Origin of the sequence: Vibrio sp. TBV020, assembly GCF_046056895.1 — a bacterium.
In the GTDB taxonomy this organism is placed as follows: domain Bacteria; phylum Pseudomonadota; class Gammaproteobacteria; order Enterobacterales; family Vibrionaceae; genus Vibrio.
The window spans coordinates 1-26792 of sequence record NZ_JBEEAQ010000002.1; the positions used below are offsets into that span (position 1 = coordinate 1).

The window sequence follows — 26792 nt, forward strand, 5'->3', positions numbered from 1 at the left end:
ATCGATACGCAGCAGTTTCACTAAAACACGCATTGGCATCGCTAGGTTATAGAAGCAGCGACCGGCTTGAATGCCACGTGCTGCAGGTAGTGTGTAAACCCATTTATTTTCCGACATGGGCAGTCTCCTTATAAACAAAGAAGCCACGCCCAGTCCAGGGAGTGGTCTCCCTGATGGGTAAAAGAAAAAGCCCCTATCGAGATAGAGGCTTTGGGTTGATGAGATTGAGAAATAACGATTATGAAAATAATGCCGTCAATATTTGCTCTTTAAAGAGCAAGGTCACTGTTCCCATAATGATCGTCCCACAAATTGCCCATTGCATTCGATCTTGTTTCGAACTCACACTGGCAATATCTTGTTTTAACTCAGTACGGACGTCTTTCAATTCACCTCGAACTTCTGCAATGTCTTGCTTTAGCTCAGTACGAACATCTGCAATATCTTGCTTCAACTCAGTGCGAACTTCGTCGATACGTCGATTTAGACTTTCTTCCACACTTTGTAGATTCTCTCGCGTTGCAGCGTGCATCGCAGTATCTAACAGGTGCTTCATCAAGTCTTTTTGAGTAAATTCGTTTGGACTATTCATCGTCATTATTTTTCCTGTTATTTGCCATTACTATAACAAAAAAGACAGAAAACCCCAATCCTAACAGGAGCGAGGCTCCTGCCAGAGTGGTTAAAAATGGTTAAATCAACACCTCCACCACAGGGTACGAAATATACCGGCCATGTATGGCTCTAGGCGTACGCTTCACGATACCCGCTTGCTCAAGTGCATCCAGAAATCCTGCATACTCATCGCAATCTTTTATCGCGGTTTCATTCTCTCCAAAAGCCTTGTCTGGAAAGCACACCGTCGGAGTGCCCATGGGTTCACCTGGAAAGGAATCCCCCGCTTGGTTTCGCTCAGTGGCTGCCGTGTATAACTGCAGTGCAACTTGCTTGTTGGCTTGATAGTGATGTTTTTCAACATCGCAATCAATCTGCTGTCCACCGGCTAGTGTGACGGTCACCATTGGTTGAGTCATGTTGTTTCTCCTAATGCCTATAAAGATAAAAGGAGAGACAACCCCAAAGGGGATGACTCCCCTGTGGGTTGGTTAATAATGATTAATTCAGTTTTGTATGTTGAATGCGCTCTTCGAGACGAACGTTGAAACGAATATCAAGCATTCGACGTTGATACCAAGCAATCACCGCTTGGGGTGTTTCCTCAATACCAAGAGACGCCGATGTGTTCAATGTCCACAACTCATTCACGACACTCGCATCGTTGTACAAAGTCTGTTTGAGCTCTGTCCAGAGAAGACCAGATACCGCTCTACCTTCTTGAAGCTGCTCTTCGATAAAATCGAAGCACAATAACCATTGCTCAGATTTGCTTATATCATAATTAAAGCTCTCTGTTTCATGATGGCTTGATTCACATGTAGAGCAAAACTCTTGATCACATTCGTGGTGACCACAATGGTCACAATCAATGGAATAAACCGAGTTGATGCAACCACCAAGGCATTCATCAAAGTTGCGTTTTTCCGCAGACTGGCCACAGTTTGGACACTTCACCTCAGAAGAATAACCTTGAGTATCGAGTACATTCTCCAGCACAAACGCATTACGTTCATCCTGATTCATCATTTGTTCAGTCATATCGTTCTCCTCATTGCGAACAAAAAGGAGAAACGATGCCCCAAGGGGATCGAGTCCCCTATGGGTAAATAAAAGCCCTGCAAGGCTTATCAAGTCAATTATCCTTAGCATTCACTAAAGGATGGGTAGTTGGTGTAATGTTTAGGGTTAGCAACCTTAAACGTTTGATCTACTAATGAAAGATTTATCACATTCTTAAATTCATCGAAATGAACAACGCAGTGACTTTTTGATAAGTCAGGGCGAATAGCGTCCAATCGAACTTCATCCAAATGAGTGATCTCGATTTCAGATACAGAAAGTCTCTGAAAGTTCACGGTGAAATAAGAACGTTCCAGTAATTGTATTGCTGATGTATTTCCCATTAGTTGAGTCATCGTGTTTCTCCTAGTTACGAATAAAAAGGAGAAACGATGCCCAAGGGGATCGAGTCCCCTATGGGTAGAAATAAAAAACCCCAATGCGAAAAGCATCGGGGTAGTCAGTTTATTATCAAGCCGCTTGTTGAGGCTCTGAACTCTCTTTGTTAGCAGAGGTCACAATCACAACATCATTGATCTTAAGATACTTAATCTTGAGCAATCGGCCTTTCAGGTTAAACCCTTTTGTGCCTGCCTTCGATGCATCTCGATGATCACTTGAATAAGTAAACTCATCTAAGTACAAATCGCCGATAGAGAACGTAATCGTTCCTTTATCAGAGCCCTTTGGACTGAAGTCAAACTGTCCAATGTTTTGGGATTCACAAAGCTTAATCGCTTCTGTACCCACCACTTTGCAGTCTATGTACGTTGTTTCGCCTTCATCACCACGTAAAGCAGCAATAGTCATAGCGTAAAACGGGTCACCTTTCTTCGGTGTCACTAAACGCGCTCGGTTAATGTAACCGAATCCAGTTGTAATGAGGTCGAAGAACTGTTTTTGATTGTTACCAGACATAATATTTTCTCCATGAACGCTTACACAAAGAAAACTATATCCCCACTAGGAAAATAATTTTCCCGTGTGGGTTGGTAATAAAAAAGTTTCGAGCACAGGTACGTCCTGTGAAAAAATGCCTTCCAACTTCTCTTAAGAAAAGCCGCGACACGCTCCAGAAAGCCATTTAAGAGCCGTTACACTCGTGTGCTTTACACTATCAAAGTCAGTGTACAACTTTTGAACACAGTTAGAGTAACAGGACATTTAGGCTTGTAAAGTGATTTTTATCACTAAATGAATCAATCCTTTCTCTTCAATTGAGGATGCCACAATAAATAGAGAAACATTTAACCGACCCTAAGCAATAAACTACCCATGCTTAAACAAATATTACCTTAATATTGATTCAGCCAATACAATCCATTGATATTTAAGCGCTTAATGTTGGTTTAATTTTTGAATGTTCATAGACATTCTCGTTTATTGGATCCATTAATCATGGCTCATACGGCATACCTTTCCATCACTGGAAAGACTCAAGGTCCTCTCTCTAAAGGTTGTAATACAAAAGATTCCATTGGCAATAAAGCTCAAGCCTCTCATTGCGATGAAATCACGGTGCTCGCTTGCAACTTTGCCCTAAGTAAGCACGGAGGCCCAGCTGAAGTGCTCATCACTAAGCCCATTGATAAAGCCTCCCCACTGCTTGGTAATGCCTTTTCAAAGCAAGAGCATCAGCAGTGCACCCTCCGCTTCTATCGCACCAATGAGCAAGGGTATAACGAGAACTTCTACACCATTGAGCTCGTCGATGCGCTCATTACCACCCTATCATTTACTCAACCCAACGTTCTTCAAGCTGGGGATGAAGAGATGTCCGAAGAGCTCTCGTTGTCCTATCGAGATATCATTTGGAAGCACAACATAGCTGGCACGGAGGGCTATGAAACCTGGGAAGCTCTACTGAAATGAGAAATAAGAAAACGCCGGACTCCTGGGATATTCGGGAAGTCGAAAAAGCGGGGAAAGGCCTCACAATGCAAGCGGTCACCCTTTCTAACCGGTATATTTCAAATGGTATGTTAAAGCACCAGTTTGTTCGTGACGTTGATAGGTTCGAGCAATGTCTCGTCAATGACTTTAAAAGTGGAAAAAAGAGTAAAGAAGCGGTATTTAAAGCACTGAAAAAAGAGCAATACAGCCTGATGGAACAAGGCAGTTTAATCATGAAAAAAGGGATTGGCTTTGTTGCAGGGGTTATGCAAATCACGACAGGTGGTGCGATATGTTGGTATTCAGCGGCTTACCTTTGTTCTGTCGGGACCTCGATGATGGGTCATGGAGCCAACAACGTGTATGAAAACGGAAAGTATTTCTGGGATGGGGAAGAGAATGCTACAGGTTTTGTTAGAGAAGGTTACCAATACGTGGCCGAATCATTAGGTTATTCGAAGTCCCACGGAGATATTGCCTATTACAGCGCAGATTTAGCGTTATCCGCCTATGGTGCCCTTGCGAAAACAACAACCGTCAAAAGCGCCACAGACGCAAATCAAATTACTTCAAAACCAAACCTAAAGCCCATGCTCTGGACAAGAACCCAAAAAGCCAAGCAATTTAAATTGTTTAGATACAGTGCAGAAGATTATCTCAGAGGGTATCAAACTATGAGCAAGGGTGCTTTAACAACGGAAGTCCTAGCAGATGGCTACACTCTACGCTCTTTGAATAAAGAACTATTCCAATGATTGCCAACATCACATTCATTACCTTTTCTATCGTTTGGGTATTTTTCCTAAAGAAATTCAACAATGTCCGTTCAGAAAGAATGATATTTGTCTTTAAATATTTACTCATGGCAATAAGCGGTGCGCAATTCTTCTCGGTGTTTATATATGGAGGAAAAACCAAAGGAGGCTACCCCGCAGAAGAAATACTCTTTTTTCAAGATCTTCTAGTTACTCAACTGCAATTACCTGGTTATATACAATTTTTTGCCTTGGCTATTTTCCTATTTATCTGTTTTTTTTGTCACCCCAAGCATAAAGATAGGGTTTAATTTTACCTAACGAGCCACCTAACCCTTGAATCTCCACACAACAAAAAAGAGCCTCTAACTAATCGTCAGAGGCTCTTTTTCAATGATGCTCACGTTGCCATTGCAACGCACTGAGCACATCTTTACGCCATTTAGGCAAATGCTTCAAGACATGCTTGTAAACATTTTTATCGTTAGGAAAACGCTCTGTCCAGCGCTTCGCCCTTTGATACAAGTTAACCATAATACGATCGGCTTTCTCTTCATTCCAAGCGAAATAATTTTCCATTCGTTGTGAAGACCAAAACACGCTACAACACGTAGAATGCTCCAGCTTAAGTTGAGTTGGTAAATCAACCAGTGGTACAACTTGATCAGAGACAATCATTACTCCAGACATACTATTTTCTCCATGAACGCTGACACAAAGAAAACAATGTCCCCACTGGGAAATTATTTTCCCGTGTGGGTGGTAGTAAAGGGTTTCGAGCACAGGTACGTCCTGTGAAAAAATGCTTTCCAACTTCTCTTAAGAGAAGCCGCGACACGCTCCCGAAAGCCATTTAAGAGCCGTTACACTCGTGTGCTTGTCACTATCAAAGTCAGTGACCAACTTTTGAATATGTCCAGAATAAAGCCGAATTAGGTTTACCTAGATACGATTTTATTTATCCACCTCATCCAATACAACAAAAGATTCCGTATCTTGCCGAGAATGAGGATAACTTTTTAATGTTTTAGCTAAAACGCCTCGATTCACCCCTAATACTTGAGCAACAAGATGCTTTTTATGACTGACCACTCCCATTGCTTCTTGGAAAATAATCGGTTTCATCGACTGGACAATCGCACTCATGTCAGGGGTATCAGTGAATTCATCAAATTGATTGAGGTAGGCCTTTAAGCTTTGTTTAAACGCTCGCTTGCTCTGCGCGGCTTGTTGCTCTAAATCTATCATTTTGTTTATCGTTATATTGCAAGTGAAAACAAGGATGAACCATAGTTTACCATCATTATACGATGTCGTGATCTCATCGCTACGTAAAGTGCCAACTTCTCCCTACTAAGACAATGTGGGGAAAGATGTTCCTTTTTGAATTTGCCAAAACATATCAACCTTCATTTTTTGCAACGCCTTTTTATGAGTTCGTTTCATTGCATCAATAAAAAGTACAGCAAACCAAAACAACAAAGCGAAAGGAGCAAGTGATAAAATGGCTAATAACGCATTGCATTTTAACTGTTGATAAAGAAGATCATTAGCATGATCTACCATCTCGTAGAGGCATTGCATATCAGCATCGTGCAATCGGCGTCTAAAGTTTGCGGCTCGGTCTCGATCTACCTGGCTCTGAACTCCCTGAGCCTGAGACCAATACCCCAAATAATAGCTCAATGATAACTTATCAACCGATTCAATCGCCCGACTAAGACCATCATCTATCATCAAAATAGTATTGAGTGTTTTTTCGTCGCTTTGGGGCTCTATTTCCACTAACGTCTCTCTTAATTGAGTCTGTAGTGCCAATAATTGCCTTTGAGTTGCCAACTGTCTCGTTTTAACCCAAACTTGTTTATAGGTAAAATGCAGCACCATCAAGCATATACTTACCAAGATAACCCAAGCCATATTCATACTTTCACCTTCGATTTCCGTAACTTACGATTATAAGCAGCAACTGCTCTACGTTGAACATCATCAAGTTCACGTCTGTGTCGTCTTTGGATTAAGTGGACTTGTCCGCCCCACATTATCAAAAAAATCAATGCAACGACCCACCCAATAGACTGACCACTACTTATGATATTCAGCATCTCATGAACCAACGCCACCATCGCATATGCTGGCATTTTATATAAAACAATCGTTCCCCACAGAATGACAACAAAAGGCGCTAGCATCGCTTCATCCATGACTTTAATAAGCACGTCTCTCAAAGCATGGGCTACTGTCACTTGATAAACCACTTGCTTTCTCATCCGCTTCTCACATAACCCCATAAATAAACAGGGCATAGTATAACAAAGTGATTGCATATAAATAAACGACCTTTAGAAAACCTGTGGGAAACAACTCATTCTTTTGAAAATCATCATTTTCTCACTCAAACTCACACGTTTGCATTGATTTGCGAGATCAACATTTGAGTTATTTGCTCCATGATTTTGCTGCTCAATTGGTTTCTCGCTCCTCGCAATTGGTCGTATTGGAGGTGTTGCGATACCGGGTGTTGATAAAGGCCCAAAGTCGCTCGTTCATTGTCACTTCTCAACGAAAACACTCGATACCGCCCCCTGACACAGCTATTGAGATACGAGAAAACACAATGCTCCATCTCCTGCCCCTCTATTCTGAGCTCAAGACCGGTGGTGAGTTCTTTAATCTCGATACCTTTCGAATCAAAATCCGTCCACTCTGCCCCCTCCCAGGTCAATGCGTCTATTTCTGCAGCCTTAGCCAATTGCTCTGCATTCAACTGCTCTATCCAACGTTCGTGCTGCTGCATGAGGGCATACCAAGTTTGATTCTTATGCACTTGCCCATTGGTGTTGGTAAGCCACCCCAGCACATCTTTTAGTTGCATCAGCGCTCGTTGCCACTGCTCTCGCTGCTTTCTGACTTTGACTTTTCCGACCATCGGCATGAAATACTCGGCCCAACGTCCAACGATAAGACGCACTCTTGGGAACAAAAGCGTTTGAAGCTCCTCATCCACTCGCCAGTACACTTCTTCGTTTAGCGCTTCAAATACATCCAAGACAATCCTGGGTGGATATTTCTGCAATAACTTAATGATTTCCAGATATTGCTCATGACGGCCTATCCCTTGAATCAAATACGTTTGCACTTTTCTTGATTGTTGGTTGATACGCCTTATGGATTTTTTACTCACGGACATGCCTAACAGTGGGCGCAGCACTTCATAACTAAACAGATTGGGATGAGAGTAGTGATAAAGAGGCAGTTTTTTTAACCAGGGTAACCAGGTGCTGTTTTGCTCAAACATCGACACATCAAAGCGATGTCGGCTCAGCTGATACACATCTTTAAACGTCACTTCTCTCAATGCCGACTGATGGATTTTCATATGCAAAGAGAGATAACGCCTATCAACAAAAGACCAAAGATGCTTATAGAGGGCTCGACTTCCGCCTTCAACCCCTTGAGCAATGGATGAGAATTGAAGAGTTAACCGCCTCGTTAGCCATTGTCTCGTCCACTTCTGACGAATATCAAGAGAGAAAACCTGACAAGGGTTGAGTCAATATCTGAAAATGACGGCATTTTACTGGTCTTCACTGACATAACAATGGTGTTGACCCCTTGCTTCGTCAAATCGACAAGTAAGGCCTCCACGACGGATTTCAGTGTCTTTTTGAACTCGTAACTCAGATGGTCTCTTGCTGTCTGCAGAGGAAACTCAGGGCACCAATGTGTATTGACCCAGCGCCAATCAAGCTCACCGTGAGCATTTAACCGTAACGTTTTTCGTTGCAGTTTAACTTGCCCGGTCTTCTTAATTTTAACGAGACGATAAAGCCCACATATCACCAATGTCTCTTGCGTCTCGGTTTCAACCGGCTTAACCATCCGTTTCCAGGTTTGAGCACTCAGTAATCGGCTTAAATCCAACCAATCCATAATAGGATTGTGATGTCGATGAAAGTCAAAGCGCTGTTGCAGCGTATTCATTGTGTTGGGTGACAGCAACATTTGAGTATTTTGAATATGATTAGGTAATACTGCGCCCATCCACCCTCTCCTTTAATTCCAGCGCCTGAAACCACGCGAATGCCGGCTCGGTTACCACTCTGTCAAATACATCCAAATTGATGTCAGAATGGTGTGTGACGACTTCACCACAAAACAAGGGCTTAAAATCATGAACTAAAAACCAGCTGCCGAATTGTTCATCTTTCGCCAACTCTGAAGTGGACGCTGCGTAATAGTCATCCCACGCGAGCCTTTGCTGATGGCAAGCTTGACGATAGCAGAGGTCAACTTTTCGTTTATGTACATTCAAATAACGACACACGGTATAAAAAAGGCGCAAATAGTGTTCAGACACCCCATCTTCAAAGTAGATTTTGCCTTTTTTCAGGCAGAACGTGCCCTGAACCCAGATAGGTTGTCTGCTGGGTTTACTTTGCAACGTCCACAACCCAACAAAGGAGTAATGCCCTCTTTTTTTCTGAATATACGCTTGGCCATAAGCCCCCCCCCCCATAATTATCCGGCACTCGAAGTCCACCTAAAGAGAGTACTTGCTCGACTTTAATGTAATAACCCGGTTTGCGGCAGTGGTGAAAGAACGCCAGTAACGTCATCTCAATAGGTTTGCTCATCTTTGAGCTCCGTAGGTTTTCATCATCACTTCGTGAGCCTTTTCCAACTTCTTCACTCCTTTGAAAATGTTGCGTCTCGATACACCCGTCACAAACTCCACCAACTCATAGGTATGGCCGTTGATAATACGCAGCCGAACCGCTTCCCGAGTTCTCTCTGGAAACTCTCGCTGTGAATAGAGTGATAACAACGCCTCTAATTGCTGTTCAGTTAAGAACTGTCTCATTACTCTCACCGTTATACGTATCAAAACCATCAAACCAGGCTCGGCGAAAAGCCAGGTTAAAACATTAATTGCCTATTTTTTGTGTCGGCTAGATAGCCCATTTATCAAATAGAGAGCAAATTGCGCCGCCTGAGCTTCCGTATTAACATTCTGCTTCGCCTCTTCCTGCGTCCCCAATCGATAAGGACCCGCACCACACTGTTCGCAATACCAACCATTACGCACACTCCCTATAGCAGAAAAGCGATGACTTATGTCATTACCATGACAGTTAGGACAACCCGGCTGCATCAAACCTCACTACTGCCAATCCATTGGTCGCTTAAGTAAGCATCCCAACCATCCGGACTCACAGAAAAATAATCCACGCACTCCAACGCATCATGCGTCCAACCGCTAACAGATGCACAATACTGAGCCACCAATTCACCTTGTAAGTTAACAATACGCAGCGGTTGATGTTCATGGCCTATGAGTAAATCAGGTTCGTTAGAGCGAACCGGTTTGCTGACTATCATCACTCCTCACCCAAAAACCGCTCTTGCCTCACGTTCATTATCAAAAAGCCGGCACCCTAATATCGCAGTTTTATCTGGGTTTAAGTATTGAGGATGAATACGCCCATCTTCGGTCAACTTATTAATGGCATCAGCAAGGGATTTCGCCTCAACTTCACCCACTAATGTTGCCTTGACAAACCCAAAGCCAGGGTCGATATACCCTTCTTTCCATACCTGGACAATATGAGGGCAAGGTGGCGACGCCCAGTCCAACGCTTTAGTCAAATTCATCGCTCAACTCATCATCTAAAATGATATTCAGCGCCTGCTCAACCTTCTCTTCAAAGGATTGCTGATGTTCATTTAAAATCCGGCCATCATCACAAAGGAACACTGTCGTCTCGTTGAACTCAATCCCTTCATACACGCCGTTTACCATCACTATCATTCGGTCTGGATATTTGAGCCTTTGGATAGACTCCTCTTTTAATGTCGGATAGGTAATCACCATTTTTCACCCTCTATTTTTGTTTCTGTTTCTCTTCACTGGCATCAAGCCACCCTTCTGTCCAGAGCTCACCCTCAATCCCTTCATAGGGATTTGAGGCCAAAGACTCACCTTTAATAAAAGCGTCCCGGCACCTCTGCCCAGGTAATAAGCCCCAAAGACACTAATAACGTCATTGTTATCGCCGTCAGCATTCTCATATTGAATTCTCTTTCTCCCTTACTCTGATTTGTGATAAGTATTTATATCAATTGAATCACTTACCAAAAAAAGAACATCAGTAGCTCTTACACTCGCAGAGCCCAATTCACACTCAAAACAAATTTCATCTTGCTCAAAGGTCTTACCACCAATAAGAGATTTTCTAAAAATAGTGACAGGCAGGCCATTTGCATCAAGCGGATTAATCACTTTCATCCCCTCTTTTAAGTACCTTGCGACTAGGGTTCCCACAATTAAACTTTCTTTAGGAAGATTGCCTAACGCGATTTGCATGACTCGACCATGACCTAAAAACTCACACTGTTTTGACACTTCTTTTTCAGCGTTTTCTACTGCATCTGAAAATGGTGTTTTACCTTTTGCTGTAACCATCACTTTCCCCTTTAGTCGTTAATTTCTAATTTGTCTGCGTTCTTCACCAAGCAAGCTCTTTCTCCTTTGTAACGTTCAAGCTATAACCCCTGAACAATAAATCGCTGCTCGAAAGTGGGTAAACGGTTATTGTGTTGACTTGCTTTTAACAGTTTTTCCTTTTCGAATGTTGATAGAGTAATGTCTTCCACTCTATTGACCATCACCCCTTCTTCGTCTTCATCTTTCAATGAAGACAGCTCTCCACGTTTATGATGTTCATCTATAAGAACATCCATGCGAGGCTGCGTATAAACCGGTGGGGAGGAACTGAAATGAATAGGCTGCAAAGTATGATCATCACTGACCACATTAAAATCCGTATCAGTAATCATATAATTCACTCTATGAGTCAGCACCTTCTCAAACCATACAGACTGCGCTTTCCAACGTGTAAGCACCGAAAAATTAGTTAATGGTTTATCAACCTCTAAATACACGCCCTGTATGGCTTTGCGCCCTGCTTTTCGACACGCAACGTAGTAAGTTTTATTTGGAAATGGCTGTCTAACAACCAACTCTTTGCCACCCATAAGAACCACATTGAGCTCTGGGAGCTGAACGTCAATCAATTCCACCTTAACATTCGAATAGCGATTTATGATTTGTGGTACTAAATGCAATAACATCATTGCTCCTTAACAGCGCCAATTCGGTCGTACTTAGACTCGGTTAAAACATCAAGACAGTTTGAACAAACACCTTGTTGCTGCTCTCTATCCACAGTCAACCAAGAGCATGCCTGGCCGAAGTCGGTAAATGGTGAAACTTTCTGTCTGATTCATGATAAAATCTCCTGACCAAGCTTACCTTTGTCATCAAAATGACGTTTAGTGCACCCTTGTTTCCAAGCGCTGCAGCTCCAGTAAAAACTGCCTTTGTTTTTGCCACTCTTGCGCACTAATACCCCTTTGCCACACAAGCACTTCTGATTTTTCGCCGGCTTACCGCGCACGCTGTCGAGAACAAGGTTGCAGTTGTCTCTGTCTTCACACGCCCAAAACGGCTTCTTGCCGCTGCGAAGACGCATCGTCTTACCACATAATGGACACGGCGCCTCGGGCTCGACAACTTTAGGTAAGTTAATCGTCAGCTCGCCGGATTTCACCTTACCGACAATCGCTCGCACAAACCCTTCCTGGTTTTGCATAAATGCTTCTAAGCTCATCTCTTTTTTAGCCACGCTTTCCAGTGATTGCTCCCAAATCGCGGTCATGACAGGGTTACTCACTTCATTAGGCAGTGCATGAATAAGCCCTCGCCCTGCGGCAGTACTGATGAGCTTTTTACCTTTTGTTTCAATAAAGCCCCGTTTTTTTAGCGTCTCGATAATGGCAGCACGGGTCGCCTGCGTTCCCAGTCCCGCGGTCTCTTTAAGAATGGCTTTAAACTGCTCAGGTACATTATCACTGCGAGCAATGTGGGCCATCGCATCGAGGAGCGTCCCTTCGGTAAACGCAGCCGGTGGGGTGGTCTTCTTACTTACCAAGGTAACAGGGTTTAGCGTGACAGATTGACCGATAGACAGCGTAGGGAGCGATTGCTCTGCGTGCTCTTCGCTTTTGCTTTTCCCCTCGTCTTTTTCTTCGCCTTTGGTCACCACACGCCAACCTTTCACCCGCTCCACTTTGCCGGTGGTTTTAAAACGATGTACTCCGCACTGCAATTCAATCACCGTGGCATCGTCTTCGGCATGAGGGTAGAACTGGGCGACATAACGCTGCACAATCGCCAGATAGACGTTGCGTTCACGCTCACTGAGCTCAGACAAGTCCGGGGACTTCGCGGTGGGAATGATTGCGTGGTGGGAGCTTTCTGCCACTTTCTTATCATTCCAACAGGCGCTTTTAATATGGGTGTCCGCATCGTGACAGATTGACGCAAACTCAGCGCTTGAGCTCAACGCACTTAAAACCTGTGACACTTCGCCTTGCTGGCTTAATGGCAAGTACGCGCAATCGGTTCGTGGATAGGTGGTCAGCTTGTGTTTTTCATACAGAGCCTGCGCCGTATCAAGCACTTGCTGGGCGGTATAACCATATTGTGACGACATCGCTTTTTGTAATGTGCCTAAGAAGAACAACGCAGGGTGTTTGGCCTTTTTACGTTTGGTTTCAAACACCGTAACTTGAGCGGCTTTACCTTGGCATTGACTCACGACCTGGTTCGCTACCTCTTGAGACAAGCAGCGACCCGATTCATCAGAAACAGACTCCGGCACTTGCCATTTAGCTTTAAATCCCGCCTCGGCGATTACGTCATAAAACGGCTTAGAGACAAAGTTAGCAATGGCAAAGTCTCGCTCAACCACCAAACGCAGCGTTGGAGTTTGTACACGACCAACAGACAGAACGTTACGGTATCCCACTTCACGTCCAATCAATGAACACAGGCGAGTTAAGTTCATGCCAATCAGCCAGTCGGCTTGGCCACGCCCTAATCCGGCCCAATACAGTGATTCGTGCTCAGCGCCCGGCCTTAAGTTCTCCAACCCTTTACGAATACTGGTTTCATCCAAAGCGCTGAGCCAAAGACGAGAGACAGAGCCGGTATAACCGACATAATCCAACATCTCCCTGGCAATCACCTCCCCCTCACGGTCCGCATCGGTGGCTATCACCACCTCGCTTGCGCTGGTTAGCAGCTTTTTAATGATGTTGAACTGCTTTTTCTTATCGGCAGGCACCACCATCTTCCAGATATCAGGGATAATCGGCAGAGGATCAAAAGACCAGGTTTTCAGTGCTTCATCGTAGAGCTCTGGGTCAGCTTGCGATAACAAATGACCAATTGCCCACGTCACCACAGCCCCATTGCCACGCAAAGCACCATCCAGTTTTTCATGGCAACCTAACACCTTGGCAATGTCTCGACCTTGTGAAGGTTTTTCACATAGAAACAGACGCATTACCTCACCTCCGCTAATTGCTCAGACACAGTGACAACGTCACCGGGTATCGATTGCCGAATCGCTGCATACAACCCAGAACGCGCTAACGCCTCGTTGTGATAGAGCGCATCCGTATCGACGTCTTCTCTGGCTTGCCTCACATCCATCGTCTCAGCTTTGGTGCCCTCTTTGGCTTGAGCGTAACCATAAAGCAAAATCAGCAGCTCACTTAAGCGAGCCGCACCGAGCCTGACCCCAAACAGGGCTTCCGCTTGCAGTTGAATATACATCGCTGGCTCCAGAGGGTGCGTGGTCTCTTGGGTCTGGTTATAAAGCACTGTCCTATTGGGATGAGGCTCTACAGGATTGAGCAGGAGATAATGATTCATGAAGACTCCTTGGCCGAGAGACGCTGCTTCACCCAAGTGGCCGTCACATTCGATAAGGTCTTTCCTTCTGTGTTACCAATCAGTGCCTGCTGGACTTGTGAGCTGCAGGGCTCTTGCGCTTTGACGGACAACTCCGCCTGAGCCAATGTATCGCTATCACCACTGTGACGTGCCCGAACCCGGGCACGCAAAGCAGCAATGGCATTGGTTAAATTTACCCCTTTCATGCCATGACTCCTTATTTACAGCTCAGGCTCTTGAGCCGGCGCCATATTATGTTGTGAAGGTAACCCTTGACTTGGTTTTAATATTAACGATTCAATGCGTCGTGGCAAAATAGCAATGGAAGAGGCGGTTAATGCCATTCCAGAGACCATTTGACCGGGGTTATTTTTATCTTCCCAGACATCCATGCGTAATTCCCCTTCAATACGCACTCGCATCCCTTTCAGTAATAACTTACTTAACTCGTCGCCATCCTTATCCCAATAATCAACCGCCACCCAAAAACCTCCTTTATCTTCATAGGCATTATTTGGGTCATTGGTTTTCACTAATCGGTCGTATTTGACATTAAATTTGAGTAAAGGTCTTGGCTCACCATGAGAGCGTTCATTGGCAGGTTGATAACGCAATTCGGGTGCATTGCCTATGTTGCCATCAAAAATAAAGATGCCTTTTGCCATGTTTTTATTTCCTTGTGTTCATGAGTAAAGAAAACTGCCTCACTACACTAGCAAAAGGTCAATAGAAAAATCCCAAACAAAAATATTTTTTTAAAATATTTTTATCGAGTATTTTTCAAAAATATTCTGTTATACTAGAGATAAGTCTGCGCCATAAAACCAAAACTACTTATCATGCTGACACAAATATAAGCCTTTTCTTATTTTAACTGACTGCCTCATTGCTTTTTCTTTCCCCCTCTTGCCTCACCTCGCAAATAGTTTGATTCAAATCAAAGGTTGTCGCCCAGCTCCTCTTTTCTCTTTCATACAATCCCAGTGGTGTTATTTCTATTGGATGCCTCATTTATTTACTGCTTGCCTCAACGAATCCCGAAATCCCACCCAGTATCCAGCCGTTCCCCTCAACGCTGATCGCCTTGCTCAGCGTTGAGGGGAACAATCTGCAACACTTCTGGGCGGTTTTTGTGGTTTACTGAGGCAAATTCTTACCTTAAAGTCATACAGGAAACATTTTTAACTGAGCATTTATTATGAAGCCGAAATATCAAAAAGAGATCATCAAGCAAATGAAGCAAACTCAACAGTTGAAGAGAAAAAGAACATCAAAACTTGAGGCATTCAAAAAAGAGATCCTTTTATTGAGGCACTTTAATATGAGCTATAAAAAGATTTCTATTTGGCTTGACAAAAAACACAACATAAAAATATCCTTGAGTCAATTACACTATATGACGCATGTTGTATGGAGAAGTGATCCTTTTTTATATGAAATTACCAGGGTAATAAATCATGAAGAATCATCTATTTAATGAATTGATTGAAAATGGGTATTTGGACATTGATTATAATTCGACATCTATAACCAAACAATCTCAAAAAAAGGGATCACCATTAGATCGTTATCAGTCCGAAATTTTGTTTTTTAGATATGAAATGGGATGCTCTTATTCTGATATTGCAAAATGGTTATTGACATATAAGAACGTTCAACGTTCTCACACCCAAGTTGCTTTTAAAATACAGCAATGGGGAAAGTAACATGCCCGCAAGAAAATCTTCTCTACGTAAGAAATTTGAGCGAAAAGCGATGAACTTCTTTACATTCCATTACTTTGGACTGGGAAAAAATAAGAAAGAAGCAAAAGAAAAGTTAAGAAGTCAGGCAACTCTTTTTCGACATGTCGAAACGGCGGCATTTATTCAAGAACATATTGGTGCAACCATGTTGATGGATATCACACCACAAATGGCATTAGATTATTTATCATTAAGAGCAAATAAAGTAGGGAGAAAAACTCTTGATAATGAACGACGTGTTTTAGAAAGGATCGTTTATTTACATAACCCCGATCGTCGGCTTTACATTGAAGGAAAACCAGATCCAAGAGAGTGGGTTAATAGGGCTTACACCCATGAGCAAATTTATCAAATAATGACACACCAGACCCCTAGGAATCAGTTAGCGACGGCCTTGTGTTTTACTGCTGGACTCAGAGTACAAGAGTTACTCACACTCCAACGATTTGACGAAGCTTCTGTATCAACAGAACGTCAATGGCGGAGTGATTTATTCACAGGTTCGGAAGGAGCAAAATACATAGTGAAAGGAAAGGGAGGGTTGTATCGAGCAGTCATGATCCCACATTGTTTAGCTGAAAAACTGGAACAACACCGTCTTGAGGAACCCCGAAAAATTAAAGATCGAAAGTGTACAATCGTTAACCGATACGACATCCCTGGTGGAAAGAAATTTACGAATGCTTTCAGCCAGGCCTCTAAGCGTGTTCTAGGCTGGTCACATGGTGCTCATGGATTGAGATACGCTTATGCGCAAGATCGACTTCATCGTTCCATACCCGATAAAAATTACGAAGAAAAATTAGAAATCATCAGCCAAGAACTCGGTCATTTCAGAAAAGAGATCACTCCCCACTACCTTCATCGAGGTACATGTTCGTGAAAATAAGGGCGCTCTTAAGCCATGCGTCACAAACTGAATCAGGAAGGAGGGCTCCTGTAACCCTCCTTCCCGTCCAGCTCTACTTCACTGTTGTTTCGTAGACAACAAATTGAGCCAGAAAACTTGTACTCCCATCCTGATATCGCACCTCACACAGTGAGTCTCGAACCAGCCATAAGCTGCACAAAAACGTAAAACACAGGACCATCAGCCCTGCGAGTGCTGTTTTATTTTTCGGCATTTTTGTTGCCTCCACAGTAAAGAGGCTCTACAATGAGTTTGTTGCACATCATCTTGGCCTCGTTAAATGAAAGTTACTGCGTCAACAGTAACCGGATAACGGGGCTTTGATTTATCTGCAGTAAGCAGATGAGTCAAGTCAGCCACTCCTGACAGATAAGCCAAGAGCACCCGAGCGCAAGTCTACCATAAACCTTTCAAATCACGAACATTTCTGACGCTTCTTCATTGTTAACGCATTAGCACACTTTTTTGAACCCACCCCAGAAAACAAAAGGCTCCCACTTGTATTTTTGAGCAAGTGAAAGCCTTCTACAGTACATCTTAAGTTACGCCTTTCGGCGACGTGGCCAGCCCACGAATTAATCATTCAAGCATGATTTCAGCTTGCCAGCCCTAACACTGACTGTAGATGAATCGAGAAAATTTCTCCTTGAGTTTATTAGATGGTACAGCCAATCCCCCTCAGAACCTTATGCACCAGATATGACAAATTGCACGATCGACTCGATCATGAAGTGAAAAGCTCATTACGAAAAGAGCGGTTAAAATAGCGCAGTGGCCAAGTCGAATTGCACAGGCACGTCCTGTGAAGTTGATAATGCTTTCCAATTTCCCAGAGAGAAACCGCGACACGTCTCAGAAAGCCATTTAAGAGGCGTTACCCTCGTGTGCTTGTACTGCTAGCCAGTACGGGCTACAGCTGCAGACAGTGTATCAAATAGAACCAGAAATGAAAAACGCCAGCGGCTAAGCTGGCGTTTAAGTTCACGAATGGTTTATGCACTATTGAAGTGAGGAAACAATATTCCCCCAAAAGATAACAAAGGCAACAGGTCATAAAACTGTCCCATATACTTAGATGTCGAGCTTGGGAAAAGGTCCAATAAATAGTGTTGGGACAAAAACTACACAAAGGAATTTTCCCCAAATAGTGAAGTTCCAGAGTTAAAAAGCCGCACCTTTCAGCGCGGCAACCTAACCTACGTTGTTATAATTACGTCGCCTTACTCTTCTTGCACTCCCATTAATTCTTGAAATACATAACTGGTTCCAGTGTAAATCAGCTTTTCAGTGCGATTGAAATACACAGGATCTTCATTTTGTAAGATGTTGACCACTGCATTAAATTCAGAGGCGTTTTTAAAGGTCATTTCTAAAAATTCATCGTCATCGACAAACATAAGTCGGATCACCCCGTCACTATTTACGACATTCCACGTTAATCGGTAGGTATCGATTCTTGCATCCATGCAAAACACTCCCTCTGTTTTATTTATAGTTATAGCCATTATGAGGTAATTACCTCATAGCTACGTAAATTGCGGATTAACACATACCGTTTAATTATAGATAAAACTGAAGGCGTGCAAGATTGACCTCAACAAAGAGGCACCAACCAAAGAGAGGATTAATAGGAAAGCGAAGACTTTGAATTTATTCTATCTCGTACGAGATAGTAGCGAACGGTATCAAAAGTGACTTCTGACATCTTAACCTTTAAACATTAAGATGTCAGAGTGTTGAATAGAGGTTGAGTTAATCTTAACCTAGTAAACCAACAATTCCGTTATACAGATCCAAAAAAATTTTGAGTACTACCATAATCTACATCACACCGTAACCACGCACTACTCCATTTACTATGCCATTTGTCAGCCAAAAAGTATCAGTGTGCGATACAGTGCTATATTGAAAGCATCACGTCTCCACAGAAGGAATAATATTATGCCGACCTACCAGGTCGTTTACTTCAACGCGAAACACACCGTGATGGACAACGAAGCTATCTTTATGAAGAATCTAACGAACGCTAAACGTTCAGCAGAGCATCATGCGCCAGAGGGTACTAAACAAATTGAAATCAAAGACTTAATGGAGCGGGTGCTGAGTCGATTTACGTTTGATGAAGGCTGGGTTGATAACACCGAAAACTGAGGTTGCTCACGGTTAAGCTGATTTAACAAGCCTGTCAGTGTGTCTCTACCCCAGTTACTTAGCTTTCCAGAGTGAATAAGAAGCGTCGTATTAATGAGTTCAGAGAGGCATCTAGAGCTCATTAACCCCACTCCTTGTCCCACTCTCTCTGTTCCTCAATCTCTGCTATACGTTTGCGGATATCCATTATGTTCAACTCTTCAGGTATCCGCTTAATGCCCTTCCCTTTCGGGTTGATAGTAAATTGTTTCTGCTTTTTTGTCGGTTTGGGTGATTTGCTCACATTTCATCCTATTCTTTGAGGAAACTGAATTTCGTACGTATTTTTCTTGGCTATAAAAATGACAAGGCTACTACACTAGCCACCTTAAAAATGGACAAAAGTGTGCTAGCAGGCTTTTATAGACAAGTTTCTACAAAATAAAATATATCCTGAAGTTTATATCTATAGTGGCAATTACTGTGGCACGTTGAAACTGTATGACCTTATTGGTATGCTGTACGCGAGGCGGGTTGTATCCCTGTAAGAGCTGCAATTTTGTAAGCAGGCTTGAGCCACCAGTCAATTCATTGGCCTTACACTCAAGCACTTTTTGGTGAACGAATGAAACTTAATATAGGTTTAGTTCTGGGTTTGTTGTTGACGCATTTATCTCCGATCAATGCTATAGGGGCACTACTCATCATCATGTTACTTTATAGATCGTAAAGTAACGGAAAGAGCCACCTCACAGGTGGCTCTAACTCCCACAATAAAGAAGCTCATTCGCTAAACCTCTTTATTTGCTTCTAAGAGTATATTTCGCAGTCTAATCACTGTTCTCTGGTGGAATGCTATATGTATCTATGATGTTTATCAGCTTATCAAAATCACTAGGGTTTATTGTCTCTGTATAACCATCTAGCATGTCTTCTTTGGCAACATAAACACTTTTCAATGTCTTTTTTACCAGCCTTTCTAGATTAAGCGCATCTAAACCTTTGTCGAACCCTTTATCTATCAGCAACCTATGTGTGAACTTGGAAAGAGAAGATTGTTTGTTCATGCGAGTTAAAGAGTCATTGTTCGTAATGCCAAATTTATATGAATAAACCCCAAACTCATTACTTAGCTCCTGAACATAAAATCGCGATGGCTCTTCAGAGTTAAACCCATATTCAGCACAACCTGGACAACCAATCCCTAGCTTATTCGTCGTTGTTGTTGGCGCTTGCTCAAATAAATGCCCATTCTCACATTTTAACTGAACTTTATCTTTAGCTGTTTTATAGTCAGAAAGGATTGTCCACCCTCTACTCTCAACTAATTGTCTAAATTCTTGCTCTGCATGAGTCTTACACATTCCAGAACATACGGGGCACCTCTTCCCTCTCTTAAAGTTAGATGGTGTTTGCTGGAAAGTGTGACCATTGTCACATCTTACATCAGCATGAACAGAACCGCTTATATACTCGGAAAGCAAAGTCCAGTTTTCAGATTTTAGTAAATCTAAATAATCTTTTTTAGCCGATTCTAAGTTATTCCCATAACATACTGAGCATCCTTTACCTGAGCTAGTACTTGCTGGAGTTTGTTCAAATTCATGCCCATAAGAGCACCTTAATTTAACTTTTGATTGAGTTCCATTATATGAAGAGCATAGTGTAAACCCTTTTTCATTAAGCAATGACAGGTATCTTTCTTTTGCTAGTTCAGGATGTAATCCAGAACAAAAAGTACATCCATAACCTCTTCTAGCATCACTAGGACGTTGCTCAAACTCGTGTCCTTGATTGCATATTACCTTGACCTTTGTTCGAACCCCTTTATATTCACCAACGAGAGTCCATCCTCGTTCATCTAATAATTGAAGATATTTATTTTTTGCGTGCTTTGGGCATTGTCCCGAACACACAGGGCATCCATCACCTCCCTTTGTGTGATAAGGCCTTTGTTCGAAATCATGACCCTTTTCGCAAGTGAGTCCGACTTTTTTTGAGTTATTTACATACTCTGTTCGTAAAACCCAACCCCTTTTAGTCAATAATTCAAGATAATCCTTTTTTGCTTGTTTGGGGCATCGTCCAGAACATGCTAAACATCCATCACCACTCTTAGTTCCATGTGGCTTTTGTTGGAACTCATGACCTTTATCGCAAACTAACTCAACTTTAGTTTGATTGTTGAAGTAGTCTCCATTGAGAGTCCACCCTTTCTTCTTTAAAATTCCTAAATACTCGATATAACCTTTGGCTACACGAGTAATGTTCCCTCTATTAGTGTATTTCTCTCCTTTGAAAAAACTCCAATCAAGCTCATTCATAGTTATCCCCAAGCGAAGTTACATATGCCCTATTGAACATCTTATGAGCATCATTTTACACTACGGCATCCCATTTAAGAATATGGTTAATGTAGAAATAGAGCACGATTGCGGGATAAAAGCACTTGCTTCAAGAATGAATCGTATTAATTTGGTTAGCGGAATATCAACTAGATCATTCTGCTTGAGTGTGTTTTAAACTCGTTTTGGGGCATTTTCGAGTTGCAAGTCATCAACTATCATAGCGTTCATCAGGCGAATCGATTGCTGAATAAAGAACACTTAATCAGCTTCGTATTACAGATTCATTTTTATTAAGCCTTGTAGAAAGCTTTACGAAAATTCTCAGGATGTTGGTGAAACCTTATATGCTCTCGATGATTGACTCTTCTCCGTCCCTCAAAAGGTGGCGTTATATATCCCCAATTTGCACATCTTGAGAAGTAGATAACATAATCTATCTTGGTGCTCTGCCATTGAGCACTAACAAAAGTCTTTTCATCAAGGCACTCTACCGACTTCACTTGAATACGATAGAACTTATTCCCATCTGAAATCAGGACATCTGTCTTCATTCCATGATCGATCATGGGCATAAATACTTCCCACCCATCTTGTAACAGCCAACTTGCCAGTAGGGTTTCGTATGAGATGCTTTTGTAATGTTTCTTTGTTTCAGATGGAATGTGGAATGTTTTTACAGGCATAGTAATATCCTAATTACATGCTGAAGAGCTTTTTAGCATAAGACTCTCAGCGAAGCTTCCCGAGTGGGATCACTTCAATTAGGATTCACAATGACTCATTTGAGATTTCATCAACTAATAATAGGAGCTACCCCTAACCTTCAACCGATAAGTTACCTCGATTATTAGTACTAGTGTTCACGTATTGTGAGTGAATCAGTTGGAGTTCATATTAAAATAAACGAAGATTTGTAATTCGTCAAAAAGACACATTCCTGCCCACACCTAATCAGAGTTCATAACGAAATGACTAAATCCATCGCTCTAACACATCTTGAAGCCGAGCTATCAGCTTAAGTTCTTGTTTATTTTTCAAGCGGTTTCGCTCAGTTTTTAACTGCCCCCAGACCATCTCCAAACATGAAGTTTCCAATTTGGAATGACGACTTTCCACATTTTCATAAAGACGTCCTTTATCATATAAACAATCGAAATGTATCCAGGAGGGATTATTAAACAAATCTATTCAAAGAGGACATCCAATGAACTCAATCAAAGCACTTATCTTAGATAACCAGCCCATTGTTCGACATACTCTCATATCAATGGTCAACAGCATCACTATTCAAACTGATACTTTCCAATCAAATTCGATAAAAGATGCGCACCGTATTCTTCGTGAGCAGAATATTGATATGATCATACTTGATGTCGATTTTAATGATGGGAATGGCTTAGATTTCATTCAACGTATTCGAAAAGGTGGCTATAAAGGTAAGGTTCTATTTGTTTCTTCAAACAGTAATCCTCTCTTTAACCATACAGCCAAAAATGTCGGCGCTAATGGATACGTACTTAAGACAGAAGACACTTCATTAATTAATGATGCCATTTTGGCGGTATACCGAGGGTATTCGGTATTCAAACACTGCTCTACTTCAATGCATGAGTTCCCTGACCTATCAGAGCGTGAATCTGTGGTATTTAGCTACTTGTCTAAAGGTTACTCAAACAAGAAAATCTCAGAACTATTATCTTTAAGCTCAAAGACGATTAGCACTTACAAATCTAGAATTCTAGAAAAATACAACGCTAATTCCATTATTGAGATAATGGAACTTCAACGAGCATAAGACCGTGACTGACGCCACCAAATATGAATAAAGCTTTCCAAGCAGGAAAGAATATTTTTCACCTTATCACAAACATGGAATAACTGAGCATGGATTCTCACCACTTACACTGAAAGAGAAATCGATTATGCCATTACCTAAGAACACCATCGAAGCACGGCTAATTCCAAATAATATGTTACATCATATGTGCATGAAACTACTCAATGATCAGGGTTTTAACGAGTCTGAAGCGAGAAAAATTATTGAGGTAGAAGTCTATTTATTAAGCCCCAGAGACACACGTAAGATTCGTAATCAAGTGAACCGACACGAACACACCTTCGAGCAAGCAACACTCCTGCTTCTGAAACAAAAACAACGTCATTATTTCTTAATATTGTTACAACAATTTTTAGACGCTCAAGCCCGAAAGTACACAGAAAACTCCAAACCATCTTTGTTTCTTAACAAGAATATCAAGAGCTAAAGCAAAAATGAGGTTATTGAGTAATAGAAATTCATATAAACAGGTAAGGGCATTATGATGTGTACAGATACAATAAAAATGTTGGTAGCGAACCGGTTTCATCCAATAAGACCACCTTATCAAAGTATGCCTCGACAGGCGTTCTGTTGTACAAAACGTTCGATAAGACTGACACGCTATTATTCTAAAGGGCAAAACTTTTACTGGTTTTGCTTAAGTTGTCACTCTATTACCCTTGATCAGACAGTGCGTTATTAGTCTAGTTTCTACTCCTAAATTATTCACCCAATCTGGTAAATGATTGAGATACTCAATTCTTGTTTTCTTTAAGAATCTACCTCCCTAGCAGTAGCAGATTAAGAACATAGTCCCGCGGACTTGATTACATCGCCTATTCTTGGTTCACATTAACTGCGAATAAGCTGAAGCTTAGGCTCCCAAGATATTCAATCAAGACAGGACCGTCAGCAATGTGATATTTAGTTCTGGTTTTAGTACTAACTCAGGCATCACTCATTCCGCTTAGCTACCTAGTTTTCCATAGGCAATAAGTCCCCCCCTAAAACATTAAAGTCACTAGTCTTGATACAAAGTAGACAAAGAGAGAAAACACCTAACTTTGTCTATCCTTAATAATTAAGACCACTATCACATGCACTTTGTATGCTTCATTATCAATATCACCTACAATAATACTGTCCTTCGTGGCTTAAATTCACCGCTCTGAGTTGTTGTTATGCCTATCCCAAAAGACACAAATGAAACATTCATCAAAAAAGCACGCCTTAAATGGGCTGAGCGCTATGATTACTCTCGTGTACAATACGTGAATAGCCGCACACCAGTGACTATCATTTGCCGAAAACACCATCATGCCTTTAAGCAAACACCCAAAGCCCATTTCTCAGCTAAGCACCATTGTTGCCCATTATGTTATCAAGAGGTCGCTGGCTCCTATCAAAACAATTGGCGAGAGCAGCCTGAACATTCACCACTGGAGCGTCCTCTCCCACCCATTATCAACCAAGTCCTGCGAGAAATAGCGCCCCCTTACTTCTCAAGCACCAAAGAAAATCAATGACGTCCCTGTAACGACTGACTCACCAGAAACTCTCTACTCAGAGTTTGTTTAGGCAATAGATAGAAACTTTGCTAGATAGTGCTAATACTTATTCACTTTTGAGCGCCTATTTTCACATCACTAACCTGACCTGTCAGGTTTCCTCCTTCAGCCCTTAACCCACAGAGCGCTCGCTTGCCAACTTCTTAGCGACACGAATGACTGTCCGGCCAGACACATTGGTAAGCTTGGCTGTATCATTGATACTTAACCCATTTATAACCCGTAACTGATAAATTTTTTCATGCAGTTCTGAGTCGGCCTGTCGTCCTTTATATTTGCCCTCTTCTTTGGCTTTCTTTATTCCCTCTGCCTGGCGACGACGACGATCTTGGTAATCTTTTCTTGCAATCGCGGCGAGCATATCCATCATCATGCTATTTATCGCTTTGATCATCGATCCGGTAAATTCATCAGTGATTTGGGGAGAAAATGCAATATGACTGGTCGGTAAATCTAGACTGATAACCTTGAGTTCTTTCTTGTTCAACATTTCTTTTAATTTGAGCCAACTTTCTTCATCGAGACGAGATAGACGATCGATCTGCTCAATGATAATGGCATCACCAGTTGCGGCATCATCAAGTAATCGGAGTAATTCAGGTCTTTGCAGTGATGCACCCGATTCATTCTCAATATACCAACCCGCTATTCTAAAGCCTTTTTGCTGTACAAACTCCTGCAAGGTATTTTGTGCTCGTTTTGCATTCTGATCAGATGTTGATGCTCTTAAGTAACCAAAGATGTACATAATTCCCTCGAAGTGACATTTAGATTATGATCTAATACTACATGACAAATAGGTTATGACAAATGTGGTTTTCATGTCAATTTTAGGGGGTGATCTATAGGTATACCCTTCTTTCTATATGAAACCACACTAACACCGCTGATTTTTACCTCAATATGTGAACTTGTCACTTTCCATTTTACAGATTTACATTTACTATTTACATATAGTGTAAAACGTAAAGTATTTAAGGTAAGCCAATGTCACAAGATATAAAGAAGCAAGTGGTGAGTGTTTGTGAAACTCTCTATGCGAGCGGAGTTGAACTCAAAAAAATCACAGGCCGATTGGTCGCTAAAGATACAGAGTTCTCACATACTAGTGTGACCCCATTCGTTAAAGAGTGGCGAGAGAGCCAATATAAGATCGAGGCAGACGAACTTAAGAAAACCTCAATGTCTGAGCCTCTCGTCAAAGCACTCCATCAAGAAATTCATATGCGAATGCAATCTCTCAACGCATTACGTGACGACGAAATGGAAACCAACCGTCAAGAGCTGACTGACGCCCTCGACAATGCACTGTTGCTCAATAAGCAAGTTAAAGAGCTAGAAGAGAAGCTATTGACGGCCAATGATAAGAACATTCAGATGCAACGTGACATTGCCACCAAAGAACAAGAGCTCTCGACATTGCAAGCCACGGTATCACGCCTTGAAAGTGACAAGGTAGAAATGAAAGAGAGCTTTGAGCAGCAAATTCAAGAACTTGAAACACGCCTCGATATACAAGAAAAAGAGCACAACACAGCCCTAACCGCCCAAAAAGACGAACACCTTGAGCAAGTCACGGAACTAAAGAGTGAACATACTCAACGTATCACTGAGCTATCTCAGTCTCACAGTCACCACCTTGATGAATTGAAAACAGCCCACGACTCAGCCCAGAGACAATTGCGTTCTGATATTGAAAAGCTTGAGACTGAACTAAAAGCCTCTCATATCGAGTCCTCATCCAAATCAGAGACGATTGGTCAGCTTCGCTCAGAGCTTGAAGATAAAGAACAAATCAAGCAACAAATCTTACAAAGAGACACCGATAATCGAGAGCTGAGTATTAAACTCTCTTCTGCAGAGCAGTCAGCCCAAACGGCGACTGACGCTCTAAGTAAAGTAGAAACAGAGTTGCTCGATCACAAACAACAACGTAACAATGCCCAGACTGAGTTAGCCACATTGAGTACGAAGTTCGAGGACCTGACTAATAAATACACAACCTTATTGGTTGAAAACGCCAAATAAGCTGTAAAATAATAATGAGCGGGAAAGTAAGGATATTCATTTCGCTTATTATATTATTTTAAGTGCATTGCAACATACTGAATATTACCTTGAGAAAAAATTACACTATGTATC

The 26792-nt window shown here is 42.0% G+C and carries 37 protein-coding genes; 9 read left to right on the plus strand and 28 right to left on the minus strand.

Annotation, left to right across the window (positions count from 1 at the left end):
* Positions 1-238: 238 nt before the first annotated feature.
* The 5 genes from AAFX28_RS07215 to AAFX28_RS07235 form a co-directional block, all read right to left on the minus strand.
* A complete protein-coding gene (locus AAFX28_RS07215) occupies positions 239-598 on the minus strand; it encodes a hypothetical protein (protein ID WP_408686837.1) in 360 nt (119 codons plus the stop codon).
* Between the two features lie 94 nt (positions 599-692).
* Positions 693-1034, minus strand: a complete 342-nt coding sequence (locus AAFX28_RS07220; protein ID WP_408686838.1) for a hypothetical protein — start codon at positions 1032-1034, stop codon at positions 693-695.
* A gap of 82 nt (positions 1035-1116) precedes the next feature.
* Positions 1117-1656: a hypothetical protein gene (locus AAFX28_RS07225; protein ID WP_408686839.1), complete on the minus strand. Its 540-nt coding sequence runs from the start codon at positions 1654-1656 to the stop codon at positions 1117-1119.
* Positions 1657-1760: 104 nt separating this feature from the next.
* On the minus strand, positions 1761-2033 hold the full coding sequence (locus AAFX28_RS07230; protein WP_408686840.1) for a hypothetical protein: 273 nt from the start codon (positions 2031-2033) through the stop codon (positions 1761-1763).
* A gap of 115 nt (positions 2034-2148) precedes the next feature.
* A complete protein-coding gene (locus AAFX28_RS07235; protein ID WP_408686841.1) occupies positions 2149-2595 on the minus strand; it encodes a DUF3577 domain-containing protein in 447 nt (148 codons plus the stop codon).
* Between the two features lie 480 nt (positions 2596-3075).
* On the opposite strand from AAFX28_RS07235, the gene AAFX28_RS07240 reads away from it, so the two are divergent.
* The 3 genes from AAFX28_RS07240 to AAFX28_RS07250 are packed head-to-tail and all read left to right on the plus strand — an operon-like array spanning position 3076 to position 4636.
* Positions 3076-3549 (plus strand): Hcp family type VI secretion system effector, encoded by a 474-nt coding sequence (locus tag AAFX28_RS07240; protein WP_408686842.1) that lies wholly within the window; start codon positions 3076-3078, stop codon positions 3547-3549.
* Positions 3546-4325, plus strand: a complete 780-nt coding sequence (locus AAFX28_RS07245; protein ID WP_408686843.1) for a DUF4225 domain-containing protein — start codon at positions 3546-3548, stop codon at positions 4323-4325. The genes AAFX28_RS07240 and AAFX28_RS07245 overlap by 4 nt, the downstream gene beginning before the upstream one ends.
* Positions 4322-4636 (plus strand): hypothetical protein, encoded by a 315-nt coding sequence (locus tag AAFX28_RS07250; RefSeq protein ID WP_408686844.1) that lies wholly within the window; start codon positions 4322-4324, stop codon positions 4634-4636. Before AAFX28_RS07245 ends, AAFX28_RS07250 begins: the two co-directional genes overlap by 4 nt.
* Positions 4637-4715: 79 nt before the next feature.
* Here AAFX28_RS07250 and AAFX28_RS07255 read toward each other — a convergent pair whose 3' ends face one another.
* From AAFX28_RS07255 to AAFX28_RS07335, 17 genes are all read right to left on the minus strand, one after another.
* Entirely contained in the window at positions 4716-5015 is a 300-nt protein-coding gene (locus tag AAFX28_RS07255; protein WP_408686845.1) for a hypothetical protein, read from the minus strand.
* A 264-nt stretch (positions 5016-5279) separates the two neighbouring features.
* Positions 5280-5573 (minus strand): hypothetical protein, encoded by a 294-nt coding sequence (locus tag AAFX28_RS07260; protein ID WP_408686846.1) that lies wholly within the window; start codon positions 5571-5573, stop codon positions 5280-5282.
* Between the two features lie 105 nt (positions 5574-5678).
* Entirely contained in the window at positions 5679-6251 is a 573-nt protein-coding gene (locus AAFX28_RS07265) for a hypothetical protein (protein WP_408686847.1), read from the minus strand.
* Positions 6248-6595 (minus strand): hypothetical protein, encoded by a 348-nt coding sequence (locus AAFX28_RS07270; RefSeq protein ID WP_408686848.1) that lies wholly within the window; start codon positions 6593-6595, stop codon positions 6248-6250. Before AAFX28_RS07270 ends, AAFX28_RS07265 begins: the two co-directional genes overlap by 4 nt.
* A 131-nt stretch (positions 6596-6726) precedes the next feature.
* On the minus strand, positions 6727-7704 hold the full coding sequence (locus AAFX28_RS07275) for a PcfJ domain-containing protein (protein WP_408686960.1): 978 nt from the start codon (positions 7702-7704) through the stop codon (positions 6727-6729).
* A gap of 113 nt (positions 7705-7817) precedes the next feature.
* The gene (locus AAFX28_RS07280; RefSeq protein ID WP_408686849.1) at positions 7818-8369 is read right to left on the minus strand and encodes a hypothetical protein; all 552 of its coding nucleotides are present in this window, start codon (positions 8367-8369) and stop codon (positions 7818-7820) included.
* Positions 8350-8844 carry a hypothetical protein gene (locus tag AAFX28_RS07285; protein WP_408686850.1) on the minus strand — a complete coding sequence of 165 codons (495 nt, stop codon included), beginning with the start codon at positions 8842-8844 and terminating at the stop codon, positions 8350-8352. Before AAFX28_RS07285 ends, AAFX28_RS07280 begins: the two co-directional genes overlap by 20 nt.
* Before the next feature lie 114 nt (positions 8845-8958).
* Positions 8959-9189 (minus strand): hypothetical protein, encoded by a 231-nt coding sequence (locus AAFX28_RS07290; RefSeq protein ID WP_408686851.1) that lies wholly within the window; start codon positions 9187-9189, stop codon positions 8959-8961.
* Between the two features lie 290 nt (positions 9190-9479).
* Positions 9480-9707 carry a hypothetical protein gene (locus tag AAFX28_RS07295; RefSeq protein ID WP_408686852.1) on the minus strand — a complete coding sequence of 76 codons (228 nt, stop codon included), beginning with the start codon at positions 9705-9707 and terminating at the stop codon, positions 9480-9482.
* Between the two features lie 6 nt (positions 9708-9713).
* Positions 9714-9980: a hypothetical protein gene (locus AAFX28_RS07300; protein ID WP_408686853.1), complete on the minus strand. Its 267-nt coding sequence runs from the start codon at positions 9978-9980 to the stop codon at positions 9714-9716.
* Positions 9967-10200: a hypothetical protein gene (locus tag AAFX28_RS07305; RefSeq protein WP_408686854.1), complete on the minus strand. Its 234-nt coding sequence runs from the start codon at positions 10198-10200 to the stop codon at positions 9967-9969. Before AAFX28_RS07305 ends, AAFX28_RS07300 begins: the two co-directional genes overlap by 14 nt.
* Positions 10201-10416: 216 nt before the next feature.
* Positions 10417-10791, minus strand: coding sequence for a hypothetical protein (locus AAFX28_RS07310; RefSeq protein ID WP_408686855.1), 375 nt, complete (start codon positions 10789-10791; stop codon positions 10417-10419).
* Between the two features lie 80 nt (positions 10792-10871).
* Positions 10872-11462 (minus strand): DUF6012 family protein, encoded by a 591-nt coding sequence (locus AAFX28_RS07315; protein ID WP_408686856.1) that lies wholly within the window; start codon positions 11460-11462, stop codon positions 10872-10874.
* 149 nt (positions 11463-11611) lie between these two features.
* The gene (locus AAFX28_RS07320; RefSeq protein ID WP_408686857.1) at positions 11612-13738 is read right to left on the minus strand and encodes a DNA topoisomerase III; all 2127 of its coding nucleotides are present in this window, start codon (positions 13736-13738) and stop codon (positions 11612-11614) included.
* Entirely contained in the window at positions 13738-14010 is a 273-nt protein-coding gene (locus AAFX28_RS07325; protein ID WP_408686858.1) for a hypothetical protein, read from the minus strand. Before AAFX28_RS07325 ends, AAFX28_RS07320 begins: the two co-directional genes overlap by 1 nt.
* A gap of 95 nt (positions 14011-14105) precedes the next feature.
* Positions 14106-14336: a hypothetical protein gene (locus tag AAFX28_RS07330; protein WP_408686859.1), complete on the minus strand. Its 231-nt coding sequence runs from the start codon at positions 14334-14336 to the stop codon at positions 14106-14108.
* Positions 14337-14351: 15 nt separating this feature from the next.
* The gene (locus AAFX28_RS07335; protein WP_408686860.1) at positions 14352-14795 is read right to left on the minus strand and encodes a single-stranded DNA-binding protein; all 444 of its coding nucleotides are present in this window, start codon (positions 14793-14795) and stop codon (positions 14352-14354) included.
* Between the two features lie 792 nt (positions 14796-15587).
* On the opposite strand from AAFX28_RS07335, the gene AAFX28_RS07340 reads away from it, so the two are divergent.
* Both AAFX28_RS07340 and AAFX28_RS07345 read left to right on the plus strand, forming a co-directional pair.
* Complete coding sequence (locus AAFX28_RS07340) at positions 15588-15836, plus strand: hypothetical protein (protein ID WP_408686861.1); 249 nt, start codon at positions 15588-15590, stop codon at positions 15834-15836.
* A gap of 1 nt (position 15837) precedes the next feature.
* A complete protein-coding gene (locus AAFX28_RS07345) occupies positions 15838-16758 on the plus strand; it encodes an integrase domain-containing protein (protein ID WP_408686862.1) in 921 nt (306 codons plus the stop codon).
* A gap of 79 nt (positions 16759-16837) precedes the next feature.
* Here AAFX28_RS07345 and AAFX28_RS07350 read toward each other — a convergent pair whose 3' ends face one another.
* On the minus strand, positions 16838-16999 hold the full coding sequence (locus tag AAFX28_RS07350; RefSeq protein ID WP_408686863.1) for a Hok/Gef family protein: 162 nt from the start codon (positions 16997-16999) through the stop codon (positions 16838-16840).
* Positions 17000-18005: 1006 nt separating this feature from the next.
* Positions 18006-18251 (minus strand): hypothetical protein, encoded by a 246-nt coding sequence (locus tag AAFX28_RS07355; RefSeq protein WP_408686864.1) that lies wholly within the window; start codon positions 18249-18251, stop codon positions 18006-18008.
* A 475-nt stretch (positions 18252-18726) separates the two neighbouring features.
* Here AAFX28_RS07355 and AAFX28_RS07360 point away from each other — a divergent pair, with 475 nt between their 5' ends.
* Positions 18727-18936: a hypothetical protein gene (locus tag AAFX28_RS07360; protein WP_408686865.1), complete on the plus strand. Its 210-nt coding sequence runs from the start codon at positions 18727-18729 to the stop codon at positions 18934-18936.
* 121 nt (positions 18937-19057) lie between these two features.
* On the opposite strand, the gene AAFX28_RS07365 is transcribed toward AAFX28_RS07360, so the two are convergent.
* The 3 genes from AAFX28_RS07365 to AAFX28_RS07375 all read right to left on the minus strand — a co-directional run bounded on the left by AAFX28_RS07365 (position 19058) and on the right by AAFX28_RS07375 (position 21946).
* Positions 19058-19219 carry a hypothetical protein gene (locus AAFX28_RS07365; RefSeq protein WP_408686866.1) on the minus strand — a complete coding sequence of 54 codons (162 nt, stop codon included), beginning with the start codon at positions 19217-19219 and terminating at the stop codon, positions 19058-19060.
* A 526-nt stretch (positions 19220-19745) separates the two neighbouring features.
* Positions 19746-21239, minus strand: coding sequence for a hypothetical protein (locus AAFX28_RS07370; RefSeq protein WP_408686867.1), 1494 nt, complete (start codon positions 21237-21239; stop codon positions 19746-19748).
* A 314-nt stretch (positions 21240-21553) separates the two neighbouring features.
* Positions 21554-21946 (minus strand): hypothetical protein, encoded by a 393-nt coding sequence (locus tag AAFX28_RS07375; RefSeq protein ID WP_408686868.1) that lies wholly within the window; start codon positions 21944-21946, stop codon positions 21554-21556.
* 521 nt (positions 21947-22467) lie between these two features.
* On the opposite strand from AAFX28_RS07375, the gene AAFX28_RS07380 reads away from it, so the two are divergent.
* Both AAFX28_RS07380 and AAFX28_RS07385 read left to right on the plus strand, forming a co-directional pair.
* Positions 22468-23058 (plus strand): response regulator, encoded by a 591-nt coding sequence (locus AAFX28_RS07380; protein ID WP_408686869.1) that lies wholly within the window; start codon positions 22468-22470, stop codon positions 23056-23058.
* A 127-nt stretch (positions 23059-23185) separates the two neighbouring features.
* The gene (locus tag AAFX28_RS07385) at positions 23186-23527 is read left to right on the plus strand and encodes a hypothetical protein (RefSeq protein ID WP_408686870.1); all 342 of its coding nucleotides are present in this window, start codon (positions 23186-23188) and stop codon (positions 23525-23527) included.
* A 1235-nt stretch (positions 23528-24762) separates the two neighbouring features.
* On the opposite strand, the gene AAFX28_RS07390 is transcribed toward AAFX28_RS07385, so the two are convergent.
* Complete coding sequence (locus AAFX28_RS07390; RefSeq protein ID WP_408686871.1) at positions 24763-25398, minus strand: recombinase family protein; 636 nt, start codon at positions 25396-25398, stop codon at positions 24763-24765.
* A 239-nt stretch (positions 25399-25637) separates the two neighbouring features.
* Between AAFX28_RS07390 and AAFX28_RS07395 the strand changes: the two genes are divergently transcribed.
* A complete protein-coding gene (locus tag AAFX28_RS07395; protein ID WP_408686872.1) occupies positions 25638-26678 on the plus strand; it encodes a hypothetical protein in 1041 nt (346 codons plus the stop codon).
* The last annotated feature ends 114 nt before the right edge of the window (positions 26679-26792 follow it).